General features: G+C 72.2%; 16 protein-coding genes and 1 pseudogene. 13 read left to right on the top strand and 4 right to left on the bottom strand.

The window, feature by feature from the left end; genetic code table 11:
* Positions 1–47: 47 nt before the first annotated feature.
* Both ACFHWT_RS21500 and ACFHWT_RS21495 read left to right on the top strand, forming a co-directional pair.
* Positions 48–227 carry a transposase gene (locus ACFHWT_RS21500; protein WP_416596466.1) on the top strand — a complete coding sequence of 60 codons (180 nt, stop codon included), beginning with the start codon at positions 48–50 and terminating at the stop codon, positions 225–227.
* A 209-nt stretch (positions 228–436) separates the two neighbouring features.
* On the top strand, positions 437–1,951 hold the full coding sequence (locus ACFHWT_RS21495; protein WP_416596465.1) for a MinD/ParA family ATP-binding protein: 1,515 nt from the start codon (positions 437–439) through the stop codon (positions 1,949–1,951).
* Positions 1,952–1,997: 46 nt separating this feature from the next.
* Here the strand turns inward: ACFHWT_RS21495 and ACFHWT_RS21490 are convergent, their stop codons facing one another.
* Positions 1,998–3,566 (bottom strand): hypothetical protein, encoded by a 1,569-nt coding sequence (locus ACFHWT_RS21490; protein ID WP_416596462.1) that lies wholly within the window; start codon positions 3,564–3,566, stop codon positions 1,998–2,000.
* Between the two features lie 192 nt (positions 3,567–3,758).
* Here ACFHWT_RS21490 and dnaE point away from each other — a divergent pair, with 192 nt between their 5' ends.
* The gene (dnaE, locus tag ACFHWT_RS21485; RefSeq protein ID WP_416596461.1) at positions 3,759–7,301 is read left to right on the top strand and encodes a DNA polymerase III subunit alpha; all 3,543 of its coding nucleotides are present in this window, start codon (positions 3,759–3,761) and stop codon (positions 7,299–7,301) included.
* 21 nt (positions 7,302–7,322) lie between these two features.
* Positions 7,323–8,123, top strand: coding sequence for a DUF2567 domain-containing protein (locus tag ACFHWT_RS21480; protein WP_416596460.1), 801 nt, complete (start codon positions 7,323–7,325; stop codon positions 8,121–8,123).
* Here the strand turns inward: ACFHWT_RS21480 and ACFHWT_RS21475 are convergent.
* Positions 8,038–8,739, bottom strand: coding sequence for an LON peptidase substrate-binding domain-containing protein (locus ACFHWT_RS21475; RefSeq protein ID WP_416596459.1), 702 nt, complete (start codon positions 8,737–8,739; stop codon positions 8,038–8,040). The genes ACFHWT_RS21480 and ACFHWT_RS21475 overlap by 86 nt on opposite strands.
* 87 nt (positions 8,740–8,826) lie before the next feature.
* Between ACFHWT_RS21475 and hisD the strand changes: the two are divergent.
* The 8 genes and pseudogenes from hisD to hisF all read left to right on the top strand — a co-directional run.
* Positions 8,827–10,131 (top strand): annotated as a pseudogene (hisD, locus tag ACFHWT_RS21470) (histidinol dehydrogenase); the annotation flags it as partial.
* An 80-nt stretch (positions 10,132–10,211) separates the two neighbouring features.
* Positions 10,212–11,384, top strand: a complete 1,173-nt coding sequence (locus tag ACFHWT_RS21465; RefSeq protein WP_416596458.1) for a histidinol-phosphate transaminase — start codon at positions 10,212–10,214, stop codon at positions 11,382–11,384.
* Positions 11,381–11,992, top strand: a complete 612-nt coding sequence (hisB, locus tag ACFHWT_RS21460; RefSeq protein ID WP_123602584.1) for an imidazoleglycerol-phosphate dehydratase HisB — start codon at positions 11,381–11,383, stop codon at positions 11,990–11,992. The genes ACFHWT_RS21465 and hisB overlap by 4 nt, the downstream gene beginning before the upstream one ends.
* Position 11,993: 1 nt before the next feature.
* Positions 11,994–12,164: a hypothetical protein gene (locus ACFHWT_RS21455; RefSeq protein ID WP_416596457.1), complete on the top strand. Its 171-nt coding sequence runs from the start codon at positions 11,994–11,996 to the stop codon at positions 12,162–12,164.
* Positions 12,164–12,829, top strand: coding sequence for an imidazole glycerol phosphate synthase subunit HisH (gene hisH / locus ACFHWT_RS21450; RefSeq protein ID WP_416596456.1), 666 nt, complete (start codon positions 12,164–12,166; stop codon positions 12,827–12,829). Before ACFHWT_RS21455 ends, hisH begins: the two co-directional genes overlap by 1 nt.
* Positions 12,826–13,152, top strand: a complete 327-nt coding sequence (locus ACFHWT_RS21445; RefSeq protein WP_416596455.1) for a hypothetical protein — start codon at positions 12,826–12,828, stop codon at positions 13,150–13,152. The genes hisH and ACFHWT_RS21445 overlap by 4 nt, the downstream gene beginning before the upstream one ends.
* Positions 13,153–13,179: 27 nt before the next feature.
* Entirely contained in the window at positions 13,180–13,926 is a 747-nt protein-coding gene (gene priA / locus ACFHWT_RS21440; protein ID WP_416596454.1) for a bifunctional 1-(5-phosphoribosyl)-5-((5-phosphoribosylamino)methylideneamino)imidazole-4-carboxamide isomerase/phosphoribosylanthranilate isomerase PriA, read from the top strand.
* Positions 13,923–14,705: an imidazole glycerol phosphate synthase subunit HisF gene (gene hisF / locus ACFHWT_RS21435; RefSeq protein ID WP_416596453.1), complete on the top strand. Its 783-nt coding sequence runs from the start codon at positions 13,923–13,925 to the stop codon at positions 14,703–14,705. Before priA ends, hisF begins: the two co-directional genes overlap by 4 nt.
* Before the next feature lie 26 nt (positions 14,706–14,731).
* On the opposite strand, the gene ACFHWT_RS21430 is transcribed toward hisF, so the two are convergent.
* Positions 14,732–15,208 (bottom strand): hypothetical protein, encoded by a 477-nt coding sequence (locus tag ACFHWT_RS21430; protein WP_416596452.1) that lies wholly within the window; start codon positions 15,206–15,208, stop codon positions 14,732–14,734.
* 57 nt (positions 15,209–15,265) lie between these two features.
* On the opposite strand from ACFHWT_RS21430, the gene ACFHWT_RS21425 reads away from it, so the two are divergent.
* Positions 15,266–16,783 (top strand): beta-N-acetylhexosaminidase, encoded by a 1,518-nt coding sequence (locus ACFHWT_RS21425; protein ID WP_416596451.1) that lies wholly within the window; start codon positions 15,266–15,268, stop codon positions 16,781–16,783.
* Here ACFHWT_RS21425 and ACFHWT_RS21420 read toward each other — a convergent pair.
* Entirely contained in the window at positions 16,758–17,519 is a 762-nt protein-coding gene (locus ACFHWT_RS21420; RefSeq protein ID WP_416596450.1) for a YczE/YyaS/YitT family protein, read from the bottom strand. The two genes, ACFHWT_RS21425 and ACFHWT_RS21420, sit on opposite strands and share 26 nt — an antisense overlap.
* Positions 17,520–17,565 lie beyond the last annotated feature (46 nt).

Raw genomic sequence — 17,565 nt, 5'->3', positions numbered from 1 at the left:
GCCGCCGACGAACGCCTACGCGAGGTAGTCAACAGGGCCAACGTTGCCTGACGCGGCACTACTACCGGGCCGACAAGCTCTGGTCGGGCTCGTACTTCGCCGGCTCCGTCGGCGGCGCACCGCGCAGCGTCGTGAAGCAGTACATCGAGCGGCAGAACCGTCCGGCTCAGGGCACTGCCCGGGGTCTTGGCGGCCCTCCCAGCGCGGGCCTTCACCCCCGGGCCTGAAGGCCGGAGCACTGGCCCGCATTCCGGTAGCAGGCCGGTATCGACCACCGGTGTCTCGGTTACGTACGCTACCCCCGGTGCCGCCGCGATCCCCGTCAGGTGACCGGGACCGGGGGAGTCCGGCAGAGATGGCCGGTCGGGGCGAACAACGGGCCTTTGGCGGTGTGGCCTGAACAGGTCTAGCTTCGTAGCCTGTCAGGCGGGGACCGATAGCGCTGGGAGGGCGAGCCGTGGAGGGCACCGAGTCCGGCTGGGGCCGGCCTGCCGAACCAGCGCCGCGTTGGCGTGCGCTGCTCGACCGGGCCCGCCTCGGCGGCCGTACCGGTGAGCAGCCCGAGGTGGCGGACCGCAACGCGGCGGCGCCTCGGTCCCGGGAGAACGGTCGCGGCACCGCCCAGGTGCCCAACGGCATCGCGCAGGTGCCGGGTCAGCACCCGGAGCCGGGGCATTCCGCCGGTTCCAGTTGGATGGGCGACTCCGGCCATCCGGCCGGTCCCGGTCACCCCTCGACCATCGGCCACCCCGCTGATCCTGGCTATCCGGCCGATCCTGGCTATCCCGTTGATCCCGGCCATTCGGCCGGTCCTGGCTACCCGGCCGACCCGGGGCCGCCGGCACCGGCCGCCGGTCGGTACGCCGCCCTGGCCCCGCCGCCGGGTCCGGTCGCCCCGGGCGGCTACGCACCCGGCTATCCGGTGATGCCCGGCCACCCTGCCGACCGGGGCGCTCGGCCGGTGCGACCCAGTGTGCCGCCACCTGCGGAGCAGGGCTTTGTCGGCGGCCCCGAGGTCGGCGGCTATCCGCCGGTCGCCGAGCCGTCCCGCCGGGGCGGGCCTGTGCCGGGGTACCCGCCGGGTCCGGACGGCGGCGGCGGATACCCGGCGCGGATCGAGTGGCGGGAGAGCCGGCCCGACGCGGAGGTCGACCGGGCCACCGGCATCCTGCGCCGCAACCTCGGCATACCGCGGGTGCTGGCGTTCGCGAATCCGAAGGGCGGGGTGCACAAGACGACGGCGACGGTCCTCGCCGCGGCGACGATCGGTAGCGTCCGTGGCCGCGGGGTGCTCGCCTGGGACGACAACGAGCTGCGCGGCACGCTCGGGCTGCGGGCGGGCAGCGCCCGCCATGCCCGGACCATCCGCCATCTGATCTCCGATCTGGTGGAGATCGAGGGCTCGCACGGCTACGAGTTGACCGACCGGCTCGACGACTACCTCCGGCACGCCTCCGACGGCTCGTACGACGTACTCGCCGGTGAGGAGAGCCCTCGGTTCGCGCAGCGTCTCGACCCGCACACCGTTCGGCGGGTGCTGGAGCTGCTCCGCCGGACCCACGACGTGATCTGTGTGGACACCGGCAACAACGTGGAGAGCGCCAACTGGCAGACCGTCCTGCAGGCCGCCGATCAGTTGGTGGTCACCTGCGTGCCCCGGGAGGACGCGGCGTTCACCGCGGACTGGATGCTGGACCTGCTGGACGACGTCGGCATGGGCGACCTGGTGCGCAACGCGGTGACCTTGCTGTCCTGCCCGAGTCCGGGGCCGATGCCGCTGCTCGACGACCTGCGCCGACATTTCGCCACCCGGACCCGGGCGGTGGCCGTGGTGCCCTACGACCCGGCTCTGGAGACCGGGTCGTCGATCGAGTACGTGCAGTTGCAGCCGGAGACACGACAGGCGTGGCTGCAGGCGGCCTCGATGATGCTGGAGCCGTTCGTCCGCTGAGCCTGTTCCGTTGGTTGGGTCCGGGTCAGTCGGCTAGCGTCCCGGGTCAGTCGGCTGGCGCCCGGTCGGCCGTCGGCTGGCAGCCGTGTGCCACCCCCCAGCGGGAGCACCGGCCGTCCGGGTAGGGCGTCGTGTGCGCGATCCAGGCGAAGTAGCCGGCGTGGTCGGTCCGTTCGTCGGGCATGTACCGGTCGACGGTGGCGGACCCGGCGGAGGCGAGCACGAACAGCAGCGGCACGAGCAGCAGCCCGACCGGGGCGGTCGGCTCCCGGCTGGCCGGTCCGGTGGTGCCGGTGCGGCCGCGCCAGCGTTGAACGGCGAGCAGCACACCGAACCCGGTGAGGACCAGCAGGCAGTAGAGCACTACGGCGGTGGTTCGCGGATACAGTCGTACGGTCTGGGTCTCCCACTGCTCGCTGGCCAGCCACATCCGCAGGAACCAGGCGCTGGCCGCGCACGCGCCGAGGGTGATCACGATGCTGCGCCGCCAGGCCAGCGCGAGGGCCAGCCCGAGCCCGGCGGCGAGCAGCAGGGTGAACAGCCCGACCCCGCCGAGTTCGCCGACCGGCGGCCAGACCGGGCCGACGTCGGCCGGCCGGTCGTTGCGCCACATCGCTATGTACGCCGGCTCGGTGTCGGTGTCGAAGTAGAAGTAGTCGTCGGAGGTGCCGCCGGTCGGGGCGAGCAGGCCGCGCAGATGTACCCAGCCGACCAGCACGAAGCTGACCACGGTCGCGCCACCGAGTAGCAGGACCGACCGCCAGCCGGTCCGCCACGGGGCGGTCAGCGCGACGGCCACCAGCATGCCGCCCGCGCACCAGACGAACCATCCGGAGTAGAGCAGGAAGAGCAGCCCGAGGCCGACGCCGACCAGCGTGCCGGCGAGCAGCGCCCAGCGGGCGGTCATCCGGTCCGCCCGGCGGACCGTCGACAGGAATCTCACCAGTACCGGAATCAGCATTACCAGGGTTATCTGCGGGTACGGCTTGACTGGTTCGATCATCGGCAGCATCGCCAGCACCCCGACGGTCGCCGCCCAGAGCGGACGCAGCACCAGCCGCCAGGCCAGGTAGGCGGCCGGGCCGAACAGGGCGGTGCCGGCCAACTGGAGGTCCTTGAGGGCGAGGACGTGCGGTTGGTCGGTCAACCGGGCCCAGGCCCCGATCAACCAGAAGACGACCGGTGGGTAGTGGTCGGAGATCTCCTGTCCGGACCACAACGCGGCGGTCCATTCGAGGATCCACTGGTAGTCGCCGCCGCCGGCCCACAGCGGCAGCTGGGTGCCGCGCAGTGCCACCCCGATCCCACCGGCGACGAGCCCGGTGGCGAGCCCGGCGACCGCGGCGCAGCCGACCCGGATGATGTACGGCCGGTGCGCCGGGGCGAGCAGCCGGTGCGTCAGCACCATCGCGACGACCAGCACGCCGGCCAGCACCGCGAACCGGAGCTGGAGTGCTGCCAGGCCGCTTACCTGGCCTTTCCGGTCCAGCGGATCGACATTTATGTTTTTGCTCCAGGCCAGGAACCCGAACGCGGTGCCGACGCTGACCAGCGCCTCGACGGCGATGCCGGCCAGCCTGGAGCGAAATGTGGGTCTCTGTCTGGCTGCCTTCACACAGAGACGGTAAACCCTCACTGACGGTGTTGTCGGGCGGGGCTCGTGGTCTGCCGGGAGTGTCGCGAGTCGCAACGAGTGAAAGTGGCGCGGCGTCGTACGGCTACGGACCCCGCGCGCCTCGGTGCAGGGTCGGCGGCGACACGGTAGGGTTCGCTGGTCGTGCCGGGACGGGAGAAGGGGGCCGGGTCGGTGTCCGATGGTTTTGTGCACCTGCACGTGCACACAGAGTATTCGATGCTCGATGGAGCGGCCCGGTTGAAGGAGTTGTTCGCCGAGGCCAACCGTCTGGAAATGCCGGCCCTGGCGATGACCGACCACGGCAATCTTTTCGGCGCGTACGATTTCTTCAAGCAGGCGACCGGCGCCGGGGTGAAACCGATCATCGGCCTGGAGGCGTATCTGACACCGGGGACGGATCGTCGGGACCGGACCAGGGTGCGGTGGGCCGACGGCGGGGAGAACGACGTCTCCGGTGGTGGCGCGTACACGCACATGACGATGCTGGCGGCGGACGCGGACGGCCTGCGTAACCTGTTCCGGCTGGGCTCGCGGGCGAGCCTGGAGGGGTACTTCTACAAGCCGCGTGCGGACCGGGAGCTGCTGAGCGAGTACGGCAAGGGGATCATCGCGACGACGGGGTGCCCGTCCGGTGAGGTACAGACCTGGTTGCGGATCGGTGACTTCGAGAAGGCGTGCGCGTCGGCGGCCGAATTCCGGGACATCTTCGGTGCCGACAATTTCTACCTGGAGCTGATGGATCACGGACTGGGTATCGAAACCCGGGTCCGGGACGATCTGATTCGGCTAGGTAAGCGGTTGAATCTCAAACCGGTCGCGACCAATGATCTGCACTACACGCATGAACGGGACGCGGACGCGCACGAGGTGCTGCTGTGTGTTCAGTCCGGTTCGACGATGGCCGACCCGAAGCGGTTCAAGTTCGACGCCCGGGACTTCTATCTCAAATCCGCTTCGGAGATGCGGAAACTGTGGGACGCCGAGGTGCCGGGGGCGTGTGACAACACCCTGGAGATCGCGGAGAAGATCGGCGACTATTCGGCGTTGTTCTCGTCCCGGGACCTGATGCCGCAGTTCCCGGTGCCGGCGGGGGAGACCGAGGAGTCGTTCCTGCGGGCCGAGGTGATGCGGGGGCTGGAGCGTCGGTTCCCCGGCGGGGTGCCCGACGGGCACCGCCGGCAGGCGGAGTACGAGCTCGACGTGATCCTCAAGATGGGGTTCCCGGGCTACTTCCTGGTGACCGCGGACCTGGTGCACTACGCCAAGCGGGAAGGGATCCGGGTGGGTCCGGGCCGTGGCTCGGCGGCCGGGGCGCTGATCGCGTACGCCCTGGGTATCACCGAGCTGGATCCGATCCCGCACGGACTGCTGTTCGAGCGGTTCCTGAATCCGGACCGGGTGTCGATGCCGGATATCGACATGGACTTCGACGAGCGTCGCCGCGGTGACATGATCCGGTACGCGACCGAGCGGTACGGCGAGGAACGGGTCGCCCAAATCATCACCTACGGCACGATCAAGGCGAAGGCGGCGATCAAGGACGCGGCCCGGGTGCTCGGCTACCCGTTCGCGATGGGTGACCGGATCACCAAGGCGATGCCGCCACCGGTGATGGGCAAGGACATCCCGCTGACCGGCATCTTCGACCCGAAACACCCGCGCTACCCGGAGGCGGTGGAGTTCCGGGCGCTGTACGAGTCCGACGGCGAGGTCCGCAAGATCGTCGACACGGCCAAGGGCCTGGAAGGGCTGAAACGGCAGTGGGGGGTGCACGCCGCCGGGGTGATCCTGTCCCGCGACCCGCTCGTCGACGTGCTGCCGATCCAGAAGCGGGAGCAGGACGGGGCGATCATCACCCAGTGGGACATGGGCGCGTGTGAGTCCATCGGCCTGCTGAAGATGGACTTCCTCGGGCTGCGCAACCTGACCGTGATGGACGACTGCCTGGCCGGGATCGCCGACAACCAGAACCTCAACCTGGTCCTGGAGGATCTGCCGCTGGACGACAAGCGCGCCTACGAGCTGCTCGCCCGGGGTGACACGCTCGGGGTGTTCCAGCTCGACGGCGGGCCGATGCGGTCACTGCTGCGGTCGATGGTGCCGGACAACTTCGAGGACATCTCCGCCGTCCTCGCCCTGTACCGGCCGGGTCCGATGGGCGCCAACGCGCACAACGAGTACGCCGACCGTAAGAACAACCGCAAACCGGTGGTGCCGATCCACCCCGAGCTGGCCGAACCGCTCGCCGACATCCTGGGCGACACCTACGGGTTGATCGTCTACCAGGAGCAGGTCATGGCGATCGCCCAGCAGCTGGCCGGCTACACCCTGGGCGCCGCGGACCTGCTGCGTCGGGCGATGGGCAAGAAGAAGAAGGAGATCCTGGACAAGGAGTACGTGCCGTTCTCGCAGGGCATGCGGGACAACGGCTACTCCGACGAGGCGATCAAGACGCTGTGGGACATCCTGGTCCCGTTCTCCGACTACGCGTTCAACAAGGCGCACACCGCCGGCTACGGACTGGTGTCCTACTGGACGGCGTACCTGAAGGCCAACTATCCGGCCGAGTACATGGCCGCGCTGCTGACCAGCGTCGGCGACGACAAGGACAAGGCCGCCGTCTACCTGGCCGAATGCCGGCGGATGAAAATCAAGGTGCTGCCGCCGGACGTCAACGCCTCCGGGGCCCGGTTCACCGCCGTCGGCGCCGACATCCGGTTCGGCCTGGCCGCCGTGCGTAACGTGGGCACGAACGTGGTCGACGCGATCGCCCGGTGCCGCAAGGACAAGGGCGCCTACACCGACTTCTACGACTTCCTGCGCAAGGTCGACCCGGTGGCCTGCAACAAACGCACCGTCGAATCGCTGATCAAGGCGGGCGCGTTCGACTCGCTGGGGCACACCCGCCGGGGCCTGCTGACCGTGCACGCCGACGCGATCGACTCGTTCATGGACCTCAAACGCAACGAGGCGGTCGGCCAGTACGACCTGTTCGGTGACGCGTTCGGCGCCGCCGACCCGGCCGGCGGCGGCGCGGGCCCGATGGTGGTCACCCCGCCGATCCCGGACGGCGAGTGGGACAAGACCGACCTGCTCACCTTCGAACGGGAGATGCTCGGCCTGTACGTCTCCGACCACCCGCTGTTCGGCGTCGAGCATGTCCTCGCCAACGCCGCCGACATGTCCATCGCCGCCCTGGCCGAGGACGGCGCGGTCGCCGACGGCACCGTGGTCGTCCTGGCCGGCATCCTCTCCGGTGTGCAGCGGCGGATCACCAAGCAGGGCCGGGCGTGGGCGTCGGCCACCCTGGAGGACCTGGGCGGCGCCGTCGAGGTGCTGTTCTTCCCGAACACCTACGAACTCGTCGGCCAGTACATCGCCGAGGACGCCATCGTCGTGGTGAAGGGCCGGGTCGACCGACGCGACGACCAGCCCCGACTGATGGCGATGGACCTGTCCGTACCGGAGATCACCGCCGCCGACGAGATCAAGCCCATCGTGATCGCGCTGTCCCCGGCCCGCTGCACCCCGCCCCTGGTCGACAGCCTCCGCGACGTGCTGACCAGCCACCCCGGCTCGGCCGAGGTACACGTCAAACTCGTCAACGGCGGCCGCGCCACCCTGCTACGCCTCGGCCCGCACCGGGTCGCCCCCACCACCGCCCTGATGGCCGACCTCAAAGCGCTCCTCGGCCCCACCGCCGTCGCCGGCTGAGACCTGCGAGAGGATCGACGGGTGAGTTCCACCGCCGACGCCGGCCCACCCGGCGACCCGACCGGCCCGTCCGGAGCGTCGCCGGTCACCCCGCCCAAGGCCGGCCAGCGGCGGATCTGGCGACGGCCAGGGCTGTACGTCGCCGCCGCGATCACCGTGGGCGGCGCTCCGCTCGGCGTCGCCTGGTCGATGCTGGCCCCCTGGATCCCGGTGGTCAAGACCGAGCAGGGCGCGGCGGTACGGGGCGGCGACCCGGAGTACTTCGTCGCCGCCGACGGCTGGTTCGCGATGCTCGGCGTCGGTTACGGGATCCTCGCCGGGATCGTCGTCTGGGCGTCGCTGCCCCGGTCACGTGGACCGTACGGGCTGGTCGCCGTCACCGTCGGCGGGCTCGGCGCGGCGGCGCTGGCCTGGGCCGTGGGCCGGCAGATCGGCCTGGCCGGCTACCAGCGGGCACTGGAGGCGGCGGCGCTCGGCGCCCAGTTGGAGCGGCCACCGGACCTGCAGGCCGGCGACTTCGACCTGTGGTTCGGCGTGCTGCCGACGGTCACCGGCGCGTTCGGCGCTCCGGCACTCGGCGCGGTGCTGGCGTACACCATGCTGGCCGGCTGGTCCAGCCACCCGGACCTGCGTCCGGAGCCGGACCGGGTCGAAGCCGGGCCTGACCTTCCAGCCCTCCCAGTGGCTCCGGACCTGCGTCCGGGCCCGGCCCCGGACGTCGCCGCCGATCCGCAGATCAGTTCGGACTCGCCGGAACCGCCAACTCGGGCAACGGGACCGGCACCGCCCGCACCCGGCGCAGCAGCGCCACCTCCCGATTGAGCATCCGCAGCTCGGCCCGCAGCCGCCGGGCGGTGTCCAGCTCCGCCAGCAGCGCCTGCCGCTCACTGATGTGCAACGCGGCGGTCGCCGCCACCAGGTGCGACAGCACGGTCGGCTGCTCCGGCAGTTGTTCGGTGATCTCGGCCGAGTCGGTCCGGACCAGGTCGAGGTACTGCCGGAACACCGCGAGCACCTGCGGGGCCAGCAGGTCGGCCAGCTCCTCGGACCCGGTCGGCTCGGGCAGCCACTGCACTGACGCGGTCAGGTACGGCGTACCTTCGGTGGCCAGGTCGGTGATCCGGAACCGGCGCCGACCGACCGTCACGATGTCGTACCGCCCGTTCGGCAGCTCGGTGACCTGGCGCAGCTGAGCGGTGCAGCCGATCTCGTGCAGGCTCACCGAGGTCGGCGCCGGCGCGCCCGGCGGCCCGGCGGTCGGCAGCACCTCCCAGCCACGCCGGATCGCCACCACCCCGAACTCCCGGGTGACGCCCTCGGGCAGGCTGGTCAGATGCCGGACCAGCGCCCGGTAACGCTCCTCGAAGATGTGCAGAGGCAGCACCAACCCGGGGAAGAGCACCGTCCCGAGCGGAAAGACCGGTAGCCGCTGACCCACCGGTCGAGCCTAGCGTGGTCACGCTCACTGTCCCGTCCGCTGGACGGCCGGCGTCCGGCCAGTGGGAGGACGCCTAGACTCGCAAGCGTGCTGAACCGGATCGACCTGCGAGGCGGGTCACCTGACCCGCGTGGCCTGCTGCCCCGTGCCCAGCTCGACGTCTCCGTGGCGGTCGAGCGGATCCGCCCGCTGGTGGAGGCGGTCCGTGACCATGGCTACCCGGCGATCCGGGAGGCGGCCGAGCGGTTCGACGGGGTCAGCCCGCACCGGCTGCGGGTGCCCACCGAGGCGCTCGCCGCGGCCGAGCGCGATCTCGACCCCGGGGTCCGGGCCGCGCTGCTGGAATGCATCGACCGGGCCCGGCGGGTGCACGTCGACCAGCGCCGGACCGACGTCACCACCCAGGTGGTGCCCGGCGGCACCGTCACCGAACGCTGGGTGCCGGTCGGCCGGGTCGGGCTGTACGTGCCCGGCGGGTTGGCGGTGTACCCGTCGACCGTGGTGATGAACGTGGTCCCCGCCCAGGTCGCCGGGGTGGCGTCACTGGTGGTGACCAGCCCGCCGCAGCGCGACAACGACGGGCTGCCCGATTCGCGGGTACTGGCCGCCTGCGCCCTGCTCGGCGTCGACGAGGTGTACGCGGTCGGCGGCGCGCAGGCCGTCGCGATGCTCGGCTACGGCGCCGCGGTCGACCCGGACGGGACCGACCGGTGTGCCCCGGTAGACGTGATCACCGGGCCGGGCAACATCTGGGTCACCGCCGCCAAGCGGCTGCTGCGCGGGGTGGTCGGCATCGACGCCGAGGCCGGCCCGACTGAGATCGCCATCCTCGCCGACGACGCCGCAGACCCGGTGCACGTCGCCGCCGACCTGATCAGCCAGGCCGAGCACGACCCGTTGGCGGCCAGCGTGCTGGTCACCCCGTCGACCGGGCTGGCCGACGCGGTCGACCGGGAACTGGCCCGGCAGGTGCCGGCCACCCGACACGCCGACCGGATCGCCACCGCGCTCGGCGGCGAGCAGTCCGGCACCGTCCTGGTCGACGACCTCGACGCCGGTCTGGCCGTGGTCGACGCGTACGCCGCCGAGCACCTGGAGATCCAGACCCGGGACGCCCGGCAGTGGGCGCTGCGGGTCCGCAACGCCGGGGCGGTCTTCGTCGGCGCGTACGCCCCGGTGTCGCTGGGCGACTACTGCGCCGGCTCCAACCACGTCCTGCCCACCGGCGGCTGCGCCCGGCACTCCTCGGGCCTGTCGGTGCAGTCCTTCCTGCGCGGTATCCACCTCGTCGAGTACGACGCGGACGCGTTGCGGGACGTCGCCGACCACGTGGTCACCCTGGCCGAGGCCGAGGACCTGCCGGCGCACGGGCAGGCGGTCCGGGCCCGGTTCGCCGACCCGACCGGCTTCGCCGCTCCGGCGGCGGACCCACCGGCAGTTTCCCCGGCCGCGGGTGGACCGGCGGTGCCCAGATGACCGGCCCGATCACCCTGGACGACCTGCCGATCCGCGACGATCTGCGCGGGCGCAGCCCGTACGGGGCGCCGCAGCTGGACGTGCCGGTGCGGCTCAACACCAACGAGAACTCCTACCCGCTGCCGGACGTCGTGGTCGAGGCGATCGCCGAGGCGGTCACGGCCGAGCTGCGGGAACTTAACCGCTACCCGGACCGGGACGCGGTCGCGCTACGGGCCGACCTGGCCGGCTATCTCGGCCACGGGCTGACCACGGCACAGGTGTGGGCGGCCAACGGCTCCAACGAGATCCAGCAGCAGCTGCTGCAGGCGTTCGCTGGTCCCGGCCGGGTGGCGCTCGGCTTCACCCCGGCGTACTCGATGCATCCGCTGTTGGCGCTGGGCACCGGCACCCGGTGGGTGGACGGCCGGCGCGGACCCGACTTCGACCTGTCCGCCGACGACGCAACCGGCCAGGTGGTCGAGCACCAGCCGGACCTGGTCTTCCTCTGCTCCCCGAACAACCCGACCGGGACCGCCCTGGACCCGGCGGTGGTGCGGGCGGTGCTGGCCGCCGCGCCGGGCATGGTCGTCGTCGACGAGGCGTACGCCGAGTTCGCCCGCCCGGGCACGGCCAGTGCGGTGCGGCTGCTGTCGACGCATCCACGGCTGGTGGTGACCCGGACGATGAGCAAGGCGTTCGGTTTCGCCGGCGGTCGGCTGGGCTACCTGGCCGCGCATCCGGCGGTGGTCGACGCGGTCCAACTGGTCCGCCTGCCCTACCATCTGTCGGCACTCACCCAGGCGGCGGCCCGGGCGGCGCTGGCGCACCGGGACACCCTGCTCGGTACGGTACGGGTGATCATGCAACAGCGGGACCGGATCGTCGCCGAGCTGCGTCGGCTCGGGCTCACTGTGGCGGACAGCGACGCCAACTTCGTGCTGTTCGGCGTCCACGGCCTGTCCGGCGGCGACGGCGTTGACGCCGGCGGCGACCAGCGGGCCGTCTGGCAGGCGTTGCTGGAGCGTGGGGTGCTGGTCCGTGACGTCGGACTGGCCGGCTGGCTGCGGGTGACCGCCGGGACGCCGCAGGAGACCGACGCGTTCCTCGACGCGATGACCGAACTGGTCGCCGGGTCCAATTTCCTCCCTGGCCTGCGGGCCGGAGCATCCACGGAAGGAATCCGATGAACCGCACCGCGCGGGTCGAACGCACCACGGCCGAGACCAAGGTGCTGGTGGAGCTGGACCTCGACGGCACCGGCACCGCCGACATCGGCACCGGGGTCGGCTTCTACGACCACATGCTGCACCAGATCGCCCGGCACGGCGGCTTCGACCTGACCGTACAGACGGTCGGTGACCTGGAGATCGACGCGCACCACACGATGGAGGACACGGCCATCGCGCTGGGCACGGCGCTGCGCCAGGCGCTGGGCGACAAGGCGGGTATCCGCCGGTACGGCTCGGCCACCATCCCGATGGACGAGGTGCTGGTACGGGCGGCGGTCGACCTGTCCGGCCGGCCGTACGTGGTGCACGACGAGCCGGCGCTGGCACCCTACATCGGGCCGGTCTACCCGACCAGCATGACCCGGCACATCTGGGAGTCGCTCGGCCACTCGGCCATGATCACGCTGCACGTGTCGGTGCTGCGGGCGGCCCGCGACGGCGGCCACCCGGACGCGCACCACGTGGTCGAGGCCCAGTTCAAGGCGGTCTCCCGGGCGCTGCGCGAGGCGGTGGCGATCGACCCCCGGTCGGCCGGCTCGGTGCCCAGCACCAAAGGCGCGCTGTAACGTGGACAGCTTCCTGCCGGTCGCGCTGTTCGCGCTGGCCGGGGTGCTGGTCGGTGGCGTCTGGTCGCTGCACCGTCAGGGTGCCGGGCGGGGTGCCGTCGGCCTGGCCGCCGGCCTCGCCCTGCTGGCGGTCGCCGCCGGCGTGTTCTGGCTGCTACCCGGAGGTGACTGATGGCCACGCCACCGTCGGCCGTCGTGGTGCTCGACTACGGCTCCGGCAACCTGCGCTCCGCCGAACGCGCGCTTACCCGGGCCGGTGCCGAGGTGACCGTGACCGCCGACCTGGCTGCGGCCGACGCCGCCGCCGGACTGGTGGTGCCGGGCGTCGGCGCGTACGCGGCCTGCATGTCCGGTATCGACGAGCTGGGCGCGGCGCCGGTGATCGCGCGGCGGGTCGCCGAGGGACGCCCCGTGCTCGGCATCTGCGTCGGCATGCAGATCCTCTTCGAGTACGGCGAGGAGCACGGGGTGGTCACCAAAGGGCTCGGTCTGCTGCCCGGCGGGGTTCGCCGGCTGCCCGCCGGGCGGGTGCCGCACATGGGCTGGAACACCGTCGCCGCGCCGGCCGGCAGCACCCTGTTCGGCGGTCTGCCCGGCGACGCCCGGTTCTACTTCGTACACTCGTACGCGGCGCTCGCCGTCGACCAGCTGGCCGCCGCCGGTGTCCTGGTCACCACCACCGAACATGGGGCCGGTTTCGTGGCCGCCGCCGAACGTGGCGCGCTGTCGGCGACACAGTTCCATCCGGAGAAGTCCGCCCAGACCGGGGCGATCCTGCTGGGCAACTGGCTGGCCACGCTCGCCCCGGTGGCCACCGAGGTAGGAGGCGACCGGTGAGCAAGGAACGGGCCCGCCGCCGGGCCGCCCGGCTGGCCGAGGCGGAACGTGAGCGGGCCTCCCGGGCCCGGACCAGCGCCCGCCGGCAGCGGCGCCGGTCCGCGCTGCGCCGGCTCACCCCGCGTCGACCGGGCGGGCGCACCGGGCGGCTGTTCATCCGGCGTAGCCGCACCGAGCGCGCCGGGATCGCGGTGCTGACCGTGGCGGCGCTGGCAGTCGTCTGGCTGGCCGTGCCCGACATGGCGCTACGCCTGCTGCTGATCGCCGTACTGCTGCTCGTGGCACCCGCCGTCGTGGTCATCGCGCTCGGCCGACGGACCTGATACCCACCATCTTCGAGGAGACGATCCGTGACCCTGACCCTGCTTCCCGCTGTTGACGTCGCCGACGGTCAGGCCGTCCGCCTGGTCCAGGGCGCGGCCGGTAGCGAAACCTCCTACGGTGATCCGCTGGAGGCGGCGCTCGCCTGGCAGCGTGACGGGGCGGAGTGGATCCACCTGGTCGACCTCGACGCCGCCTTCGGCCGGGGCAGCAACGCCCATCTGCTCGCCGAGGTGGTCCGGCAGATCGACGTGGCGGTGGAGTTGTCCGGCGGGATCCGCGACGACGAGTCGCTCGCCGCCGCGTTGGGTACCGGCGCGGCTCGGGTCAACATCGGCACCGCCGCGTTGGAGGATCCGGTCTGGTGCGACCGGATCGTCGCCGAGTTCGGCGACCGGGTGGCGATCGGCCTGGACGTGCGTGGTCGTACGCTGGCCGCCCGGGGCTGGACCCGCGACGGCGGCGACCTGTTCGAGATCCTCGAACGGCTGGACAAGGCCGGGGCCGCGCGGTACGTGGTCACCGACATCACCAAGGACGGCACCATGCGGGGACCGAACCTGGATCTGCTCCGTGAGGTGTGCTCGCGGACCGACGCGCCGGTGATCGCCTCCGGCGGCGTGTCCACCCTGGATGACCTGCGGGCGCTCGCCACGCTGGAATCGGCCGGGGTGGAGGGAGTGATCGCCGGCAAGGCGCTGTACGCCGGCGCGTTCAGTGTCGCGCAGGCGCTCGCCGTGCTGCGCGACGCCGGCCGGTCGGAGGTTTCCGGGTGAGCGTCGCGGTCCGGGTGATCCCCTGCCTCGACGTGGACGCGGGCCGGGTGGTCAAGGGGGTCAACTTCGTCGACCTGCGCGACGCCGGGGATCCGGTCGAGCTGGCCGCGGCCTACGACGCGGCCGGCGCGGACGAGCTGACCTTCCTCGACGTCACCGCCTCCTCCGACGCCCGGGGCACCATGCTGGACGTGGTCCGCCGGACCGCCGAGTCGGTGTTCATCCCGCTCACCGTCGGCGGCGGGGTGCGATCGGCGGAGAACGTGGACACGCTGCTGCGCGCCGGGGCGGACAAGGTCGGGGTGAACACCGCGGCGATCGCCCGACCCGAGCTGATCGCTGAGATCGCCGACCGGTTCGGCCGGCAGGTGCTGGTGCTGTCCCTGGACGTGCGTCGCGCCGGGCGGGAGACGGTCGCCAGCGGCGACACGCCCAGCGGGTTCGAGGTGACCACCCACGGCGGTCGGCGGGGGACCGCGATCGACGCGGTGGCCTGGGCGCGCCGCGGTGCCGAACTGGGTGCCGGCGAGATCCTGCTCAACTCGATGGACGCCGACGGCACCAAGGCGGGCTTCGACGTGGAGCTGATCGCCGCGGTACGGGCGGCGGTCGACATCCCGGTGATCGCCAGTGGCGGGGCCGGTGCCACCGCGCACTTCCCGCCGGCGGTGGCCGCCGGGGCCGACGCGGTCCTCGCCGCGAGCGTGTTCCACTTTGGCGAGCTGACCATCGGCGCGGTCAAACAGGAGCTGCGCGACGCCGGCCACCCGGTGCGCTGACCGCCGGCGAGGCAGCCGGCCGGCGGTCAGGGCCGGCCCTGCTGGGCGGCGGCGGAGTTCTCCACCGAACGCCGGGGCGCCGGCGGCAGGAAACGCCCGGTGTATTCGAGCATCGCGGCAGCGTGGTCCTGGTCGTCCAGCCGCCACTCGGCCTCGGTGGTGGCGTACCGCTGGTCGAGCAACCCGTGCACACTGTCCACCGTCGTGGTCAGACCGCTGCGTGGCCGGTCCCGCCACAGCTGTTCACCGGCCTCGGTCACCTGGAACCAGCCGTCGCTGACCGAGACCAGCCTGGCGCCGAGCAGTCGGCGTACCCCGGTCTCGATCTCCTCCCGGGTGGGGATCGCCTGGTTGAGGTGTTCGGCGGTGGTGAGCACGTCGACCAGGCGTACCCCTTCGGGCCGGCGGCTCAGCGGCGACCTGCGGTGCCGACCCACCTTGCCCGCGATGACCGTCGAGACGAAGATCCACGCGTCCGACCAAGCCCACCCCTCGTCCATCATCTGCCCATGATGCCGCGCGGGGCGGCGCGGGCGGAACTCCTGTGCTTGGCTGTGGACATGCTTTTGCCGCGTCCCACCCGGCTGATCCGTGAGGCCGGGCATTTCACCCTCGATGCGACGACCGGTCTGTTCGCGCCGGCCGGCGTCGCCAACCTGCTGCGCGAACTGCTCACCCCGGCGACCGGGCTGCCGCTGCCGATGGCCGGGGCGCCCGGCGACGGCGTGATCAGCCTGCTGGTGCGCGACGATCCCGCGCTCGGCGCCGAGGGCTACCGGCTGCGCGTCGACCCAACCGGGGTCCGGGCGGTGGCCGCCGCCGAGGCCGGGCTGCGCTGGGCGGTGCAGACGCTGCGTCAGTTGCTGCCCGACCAGGTGTACGCGGCCGGGCCGGTCCGCGGCGTGCCGTGGCGGCTGCCGACGGTGGAGATCGTCGACGTGCCGGCGTACCCGTGGCGGGGATCGCTGCTCGACGTGGCCCGCTGGTGCCACCCGCTGCCGCTGCTCTACCGCTACGTCGACGTGCTGGCCATGCACAAGCTCAACACCCTGCACCTGCATCTGACCGACGACCAGGGTTGGCGGTTCGAGGTGCGGCGGTACCCCCGGTTGACCGAGGTGGGTGGGTTCCGGGCGGCGTCGCCGGCCGGTCATCTTCGGGACGGCCGCAGCGACGGGGTGCCGCACGGCGGCTGGTACCGGCAGGCAGAGCTGCGTGACCTGGTGGCCTACGCGGCCCGGCGCGGCGTGCGGATCATGCCGGAGATCGACCTGCCCGGGCACGCTCAGGCGGCGATCGCGGCCTATCCCGAGTTCGGCAACGATCCGACCCGCCAGTTGGCAGTCGGGACGACCTGGGGGATCTCCACCCACGTGCTCAACCTGGAACCGGCCACCCTGGCCGCCGTGCACCACATCCTCGACGAGGTGGTCGAGGTCTTCCCGTTCGAATACGTGCACGTCGGCGGGGACGAGGTGCCGACCACCGAGTGGGCGGCGAACCCGGCGGCCGTCGCCCGGGCCACCGAGCTCGGCCTGCCCCGGGTGGCCGACCTGCAGGGCTGGTGGACCGGGCGGCTCGCCGAGCATCTGGCCGGCCACGGCCGGCGGACCGCGGTCTGGGACGAACTGCTCGACCGGGGGGCGCCGGGCGGATCCACCGTCTTCGCGTGGCGGGGCACCGACCGGATCGACGTGGCCCGGGCGGCCGGCCTGCCGGTGGTCGCCGCGCCGTACAGCCACACGTACTTCGACTGGGCCGAGTCCGACGATCCGGCCGAGCCGTTGGCCATCGCCGGGGTGCTGCCGCTGCGCACGGTGTACGGGTTCCAGCCCGGCGACGTGCTCGGGGTGCAGGGGCAGTTGTGGAGCGAGTACCTGCCCACCGAGCAGCGGGTGTGGTGGCGGGCCTTCCCCCGGCTCGCCGCGTTGGCGGAGGTGGGCTGGTCCGGACCGGTGCCGACCGATGACACCGGCGCGGTGCCGCCCGGGGTGTGGGCGGAGTTCCGTAGTCGGCTGACCGGGCAGCTGCGCCGGCTGGACCGGGTCGGCGTCAGCTACCGTCCGCCGGACGACTGACCGCCGGGACCGGCCCGGGCCCGGCCGTGTCGGGCGGCGTGGCGTCGGGCGCGGTCAAGTTGCTGGGTACGGTGCACAGCGGCAGGAAGAACTGCACCAGCGGTCCGATGCCGACCGCGTAGAGCACGGTGCCCAGCCCGGCGGTGCCGCCGAGCAGCCAGCCGCACGCCAGGACGGACACCTCGATCACGGTGCGGACCAGCCGGACCGAGCTGCGCGGGTGCCGCGCGACCCAGCCGGTCATCAGCCCGTCCCGGGGGCCGGGGCCCATCCGCGCTCCGATGTACAGGCCGGTGGCCAGGCCGTTGAGCACGATCCCGGCGACCAGGAACGCGCCCCGGACCGGCAGTTGCGTCGGTGCGGGCAGTAGCGCGAGGCCGGCGTCCACCGCGACGCCGATCACCACCACGTTGCTGACCGTGCCGAGGCCGGGCCGCTGCCGCAGCGGTATCCACAGCAGCAGCACGGCGCCACCGACGAGCACCGTGACGGTCCCGAAGCTCAGCCCGGTCAGCTGGGTCAACCCCTGGTGGAAGACGTCCCACGGGTTCAGCCCGAGGTCCGACTCGATCATCAGCGCCATGCTGACGCCGTACAGGGCGAGGCCGGCGTAGAGCTGCCCGAGCCGCCGGGGCAGCCGCCGACCCGGGTGTCGGCCGGGGCGGCCGCCGACATGGTGACCGGGGTCGGGGTCCGATCTGCGGCGGAGGCCACCGCCGTTGCCAATCTTGGTCATGCATGCCACTCTGAAGGCCAATCGGCGATCGCGAAACGACCAATCG

Source organism: Micromonospora sp. LOL_021 (genome assembly GCF_048060215.1).
Lineage (GTDB): Bacteria > Actinomycetota > Actinomycetes > Mycobacteriales > Micromonosporaceae > Micromonospora_E.
The sequence above is the reverse complement of the archived record's forward strand: the minus strand, read 5'-3'. Positions and strand labels throughout refer to the sequence as shown.